Here is a 5166-nt window from a genome sequence, read left to right on the forward strand (position 1 = left end):
CCGGGCCACCGCCCGCACCGCGGCGAGCCGCTCCGCCCACCGGGCCGCCGTCGCGGCGTCGGCGGCGGTCGCCGCCAGCCGCTCCTCGGTCGGCACCACGGCACGCGCCGCCGCGACCGGCAGCGCGCCGTCGACCGGCAGCAGGGAGGGGTCGGCGACGTCGTCCGCCAGCAGCTGCGCCGTGGCGAGCCCGCAGGCGTACGGCAGCTCCGGCAGCGCGGCCGCGAGCGCCACGCCCGCCGCCAGCCCGACCGACGACTCCAGCGCGGAGGACACCACGACGGGCAGGCCGACCTGCTCGGCCAGGTCCAGGCAGGCGCGCACGCCGCCGAGCGGCTGCACCTTGAGCACCACGACGTCGGCGGCCTCGGCGCGCACGACCGCCATCGGGTCCTCCGCCCGGCGGATCGACTCGTCGGCGGCGATCGGCACGTGCGTGGACCGGCGCACCCGCGCCAGGTCGCGCACCGACGCGACCGGCTGCTCCGCGTACTCCAGCCCGCGCGCGGCGCGGTCGAGGACCCGCAGCCGCTCGAGCGCGGTGTCGACGTCCCACCCGGCGTTCGCGTCCACCCGGATGGCGCCACCGGGGCCGAGCGCCTCGCGGACGGCGGCGAGCCGGTCGGCCTCCTCCGCGGCGCCCTGCCCGGGCTCGGCGACCTTGACCTTGGCCGTGGTGCAGCCGCCCGAGGCCAGCACGATGCGGCGCGCGGCGTCCGGGCCGACGGCGGGGACGGTCACGTTCACCGGCACCCGGTCTCGCACCGGCTCGGGGAATCCCTCGTCCGCCGCCTCGCGGGTCGCGCGCCACCACGCGGCCGACTCCGCGGCGTCGTAGTCCCAGAACGGGCTGAACTCGCCCCAGCCGGCCTCCCCGCGGACCAGCACGCCCTCGCGCACCGTGATCCGGCGGAAGCGCGTCCGCAGTCCGATCGCGTAGACGTGCACGCCGCTCAGCGTAGAGGCTGCGCGGCGGCCAGCACGGCGAGCAGCAGGTCGCGGGCGGTCGCGCGGACCGGCCGGCCCTCGCTGACGGCGGCGACCACGGCCCCGTCGACCACGCCGAGCGCGACCGCGGCCGGCGCGGGCAGGCGCAGCTCCGCGAGCAGGGTCGTCAGGACGGCGTCCAGCCGCGCGCGGCCGCCACCGAGCGCCGCCGCGAGCGCCGGGACCCGCCCGGCCGCGAGCAGCTGCTCGTAGTGGGCCCGCACCGTCGCGTCGTCGCCGGGCGGCAGCACCGCCTCGACGAGCACCGCGGCGGGGTCGCCCGGCGCCGACCCGGCCCGCACCCGGGACAGCACCGCCTCGGCGTGCGCCACCCAGTCGTCCACGAGCGCCGACCCGGCCGCGGCGGCCAGCTCGTCCAGCCCGGCGTAGTAGTAGGTCGTCGCGGACAGCGACAGGCCCGCGCGGGTCGCGACCGCCCGGTGGCTCAGCGCGGCGGGGCCCTCCTCGCGGATGAGGTCGGCGGCGGCCCGGGCGAGCTCGGCACGCCGCCGCTCCCCCTTCGCCGTGCCACCGGCCCGGCCCGCGGCCATCAGTGGCCGGCGCCCGACAGGTTGAGGCCGACCACGCCGGCCACGATGAGCACGAGCGACACGATCTTCAGCACCGACACCGACTCGCCGAGCAGCACGATCGCGAGGATCGCGGTCGCCGACGCGCCGATGCCGACCCACACGCCGTACGCGACGCCGACCGGCAGCGAGCGCAGCGCCCAGCTCAGGCCGGCGAACGACAGGATCGCCAGGACGCCGAACGACACGCTCGGCCACAGCTTCGTGAAGCCCTCCGACGCCTTGAGGCTCAGCGCCCAGCCCGCCTCGAGCAGTCCGGACACGATGAGCACGGCCCACGCCATGGGTGATCCCTCCCCGGGACCGGGCGCGCCGGGTGGCAGCCTCCGCCGTCGCGCGCCCGTTTCTGGTACGACCGTACCAGAATTGGCGGACCCGGGCCGCCCTACGCTGGGCACCGTGACCGACCCCACCGCCGCCCCGCTCCCCCCGCGCGTCTCCGACACCTTCGACCCGACGCGCTGGCGGCTGGTCACCGGCTTCGAGGACCTCACCGACCTCACCTACCACCGCGGCGTCGCCCGGTCCGCGGACGGCGGCACCCGGGACCTGCCGGTGGTGCGCGTCGCGTTCGACCGCCCGGAGGTGCGGAACGCGTTCCGCCCGCACACGGTCGACGAGCTGTACCGGGTGCTCGACCACGCCCGGATGACCTCGGACGTCGGCACCGTGCTGCTCACCGGCAACGGCCCGAGCCCCAAGGACGGCGGGTACGCGTTCTGCTCCGGCGGCGACCAGCGCATCCGCGGCCGCGACGGCTACCGGTACACCGGCTCGACCGACGCCGAGACGGCCGACGCGATCGACCCCGCGCGCGCGGGCCGGCTGCACATCCTCGAGGTGCAGCGCCTCATCCGGACGATGCCCAAGGTGGTCGTCGCCGTCGTGAACGGCTGGGCGGCCGGCGGCGGCCACTCGCTGCACGTGGTGGCCGACCTGAGCATCGCCTCCCGGGAGCACGCCCGGTTCATGCAGACCGACGCCAACGTCGGCTCGTTCGACGGCGGGTACGGCTCGGCGCTGCTCGCCCGGCAGACCGGGCAGAAGCGGGCGCGGGAGATCTTCTTCCTGGCGCGCGAGTACTCCGCGGAGCAGGCCTACGCCTGGGGCGCGGTCAACGACGTGGTGGACCACGCCGACCTCGAGGACGCCGCGCTGGAGTACGCGCGCATCATCGCGACCAAGTCGCCGCAGGCGATCCGGATGCTGAAGTTCGCGTTCAACCTGGCGGACGACGGGCTGGCGGGGCAGCAGGTGTTCGCCGGCGAGGCGACCCGCCTGGCCTACATGACGGACGAGGCCGTCGAGGGCCGGGACGCGTTCCTCGAGCGGCGGGACCCGGACTGGAGCCGGTTCCCGTACGCGTACTGACGCGGCCCGGCCCCGCCGGTCAGGAGACCGTCAGCGACCCCGTGCCGTTCGGCACCAGCTCGACCCAGGTGTTGCCCGGCGCCAGGAGCGCCGGCGACCCGTCGGGCAGCGTCAGCCGCAGCGGCGCGTCGCGGGCGTCCTTGGCCCAGCTCACCGCCACCGTCTTCCCGCCGGTCGCGAGCGTCGCCGTGCCCGACCCCACCAGCTGGTAGGTCGGCACGATCGCCCCGTTCTGCGCGCCGAACCCGGTGCCCGGGTGGTCCGCGACGATCGACACCACGTTCGTGGCGGACAGGCGCGCACCGGACGCGGCCACGGCGGGCGTCGAGCCCTCCGAGCGCTCCCAGACGGTGCCGTTCCAGGTCCACGAGGGCTTCGACTGGCTCGACAGGTCGAACGCCAGGGTCGTCGCGGGGGTGCCCGCCACGACGGCGCTCGCGCGCTCGGGGGTCCGGGCGAAGGCGAACTGCTCGCCCGGGCTGTTCTGGTGGTTCGCGTCGGCCTGCGCCCAGAGCTCCGCCGGGCTCGCGTAGACGTTGTGCGGCGCGGACCGGGACGAGATGCGGTACAGGCCCGCCGCCCCGGCGTCGTGGCTGATCACCTGGACGGGGCTCGCCGCGACCAGGTCGAGGATGCCGGGCTGGCCGCCGGAGAACGTCAGCAGGCCGTTCATCGGGGACACGATGTCCGGGTCCATCGGGCGCACCGAGCGGACCGGGCCGACCTCGCCCGGCACCTGCGAGTGCCACACGGCGACGAACCGGGACACGTCGAACTCGACGATCGTCTCCCACACGACGTCGGCCTGCTCCAGCCCCGACTGCGGGCGCGCGGTCGCGGTGTTCTCGATCTTCACCGCCAGCGACGGCCGGTTCACGACCTCGCCCGCCACGCCGGTGAGCGGCCAGGTCGGCGCGACGACCGGGTCGGGCGCCGCGACCTTCTGCGGGTCGAGGGTCGGGGCGACCGTCGCCGCGTCGGGGGCCGGGTCCTGGCCCTGCGTGCAGCCGGCGACCAGGAGCGCCGTGCCGACCGCGAGCGCCGCGGCGCGCCGCAGCCCCCGCCTCGTGCTGTGAACCATCTCGACCCTTCCGTGCCGCCTGCGTGCGCCGCGGCAGCCGCCGCGCGTCCCGCGCCACTCTACGGGCGGACCTACCCTGGCCGGGTGAGCCGTCCCGTCCGCGTCGTCCCCGCCACCCCCGCCGCGGTGCCGGAGCTCACCGCGGCGCTGGCGGCGGCGCTCGACGGCACCGGTCCCGCGGTCCTGCCGGTCGAGGCCCCCGACGACGCCGGCGAGGTCCCGGCGTCCGCCGCGGGCGAGGTCCCCGACGACGTGGCGCTGCTCGTGCGCACCTCCGGGTCGACCGGCACGCCGCGCGAGGTCATGCTGACGGCCGCCGCCCTGCGCGCGTCCGGCACCGCGACCGAGGCCCGGCTCGCGGGCCCGGGCCGCTGGCTCCTGCCGCTGCCGCCCGCGCACGTCGCGGGGCTGCAGGTCCTGGTCCGGTCGGTCCTCGCGGGCACCGAGCCGGCCGTGCTGTCCGGGCCGTTCCGCGCCGACGCGTTCGCCGCCGCCGTCACGCGCCTGACGCACGACGACCGCCCCCGGTACACCTCGCTCGTCCCCACGCAGGTGCACCGCCTGCTCGACTCGGCCGCGGGCCGGGAGGCGCTGGCGTCGTTCGACGCGGTGCTGCTCGGCGGCGCCGCCACGCCCCGCGGCCTGCTCGACGCGGCCCGGGCCGCCGGCGCCCGCGTCGTCACCACCTACGGCATGTCGGAGACCTGCGGCGGCTGCGTGTACGACGGTGTCCCGCTCGACGGGGTGACCGTCGACCTCGATCCCGACGACGGTCGCGTGCGGCTCGCGGGCCCCGTGCTCGCCGCGGGGTACCGGGACCGGCCCGACCTGGACGCCGAGCTGTTCGAGGTCCGCGACGGCACCCGCTGGCTGCGCACCAGCGACCTCGGCCGGTGGGACGCGGCCGGCCGGCTGGAGGTGCTCGGGCGCGCCGACGACGTGCTGGTCACCGGCGGGGTGAAGGTGCCGCCCGCCGCCGTCGAGCGCGTCCTCGCGGGGCTGCCCGGCGTCGGCGAGGTGCTGGTCGTCGGCGTCCCCGACCCCGAGTGGGGCCAGGCCCTGGTCGCGCTCGTCGTCCCGGCCGCGGGCGCGCCCGCGCCCGCCCTCGCGGACCTCCGCGACGCCGCCGCGGCCGCG

6 protein-coding genes are annotated in these 5166 nt (G+C 77.4%); 2 read left to right on the top strand and 4 right to left on the bottom strand.

What is annotated here, in order from left to right; translation table 11 throughout:
- From FA014_RS17545 to FA014_RS17555, 3 genes are all read right to left on the bottom strand, one after another.
- A partial coding sequence (locus FA014_RS17545; protein ID WP_328288220.1) for an o-succinylbenzoate synthase occupies positions 1-948 on the bottom strand: 948 nt, incomplete at its 3' end.
- Between the two features lie 5 nt (positions 949-953).
- Positions 954-1538 carry a TetR/AcrR family transcriptional regulator gene (locus tag FA014_RS17550; RefSeq protein WP_154730919.1) on the bottom strand — a complete coding sequence of 195 codons (585 nt, stop codon included), beginning with the start codon at positions 1536-1538 and terminating at the stop codon, positions 954-956.
- Positions 1538-1861, bottom strand: a complete 324-nt coding sequence (locus FA014_RS17555) for a DMT family transporter (protein WP_154730920.1) — start codon at positions 1859-1861, stop codon at positions 1538-1540. Before FA014_RS17555 ends, FA014_RS17550 begins: the two co-directional genes overlap by 1 nt.
- Before the next feature lie 115 nt (positions 1862-1976).
- On the opposite strand from FA014_RS17555, the gene FA014_RS17560 reads away from it, so the two are divergent.
- Entirely contained in the window at positions 1977-2948 is a 972-nt protein-coding gene (locus FA014_RS17560; RefSeq protein ID WP_230323341.1) for a 1,4-dihydroxy-2-naphthoyl-CoA synthase, read from the top strand.
- Between the two features lie 19 nt (positions 2949-2967).
- On the opposite strand, the gene FA014_RS17565 is transcribed toward FA014_RS17560, so the two are convergent.
- Positions 2968-4029 (bottom strand): DUF3048 domain-containing protein, encoded by a 1062-nt coding sequence (locus FA014_RS17565; protein WP_154730922.1) that lies wholly within the window; start codon positions 4027-4029, stop codon positions 2968-2970.
- 84 nt (positions 4030-4113) lie between these two features.
- On the opposite strand from FA014_RS17565, the gene menE reads away from it, so the two are divergent.
- Positions 4114-5166: o-succinylbenzoate--CoA ligase (gene menE / locus FA014_RS17570; protein ID WP_154730923.1), on the top strand; the 1053-nt coding region annotated here is incomplete at its 3' end.

Origin of the sequence: Cellulomonas hominis, from assembly GCF_005239125.1 — a bacterium.
Taxonomy (GTDB): domain Bacteria; phylum Actinomycetota; class Actinomycetes; order Actinomycetales; family Cellulomonadaceae; genus Cellulomonas; species Cellulomonas hominis_A.

Coding starts and splice junctions, on each gene's coding strand:
- FA014_RS17550 (WP_154730919.1), bottom strand. CDS start 1,538: ATGGCCGCGGGCCGGGCCGGTGGCACGGCGAAGGGGGAGCGGCGGCGT.
- FA014_RS17555 (WP_154730920.1), bottom strand. CDS start 1,861: ATGGCGTGGGCCGTGCTCATCGTGTCCGGACTGCTCGAGGCGGGCTGG.
- FA014_RS17565 (WP_154730922.1), bottom strand. CDS start 4,029: ATGGTTCACAGCACGAGGCGGGGGCTGCGGCGCGCCGCGGCGCTCGCG.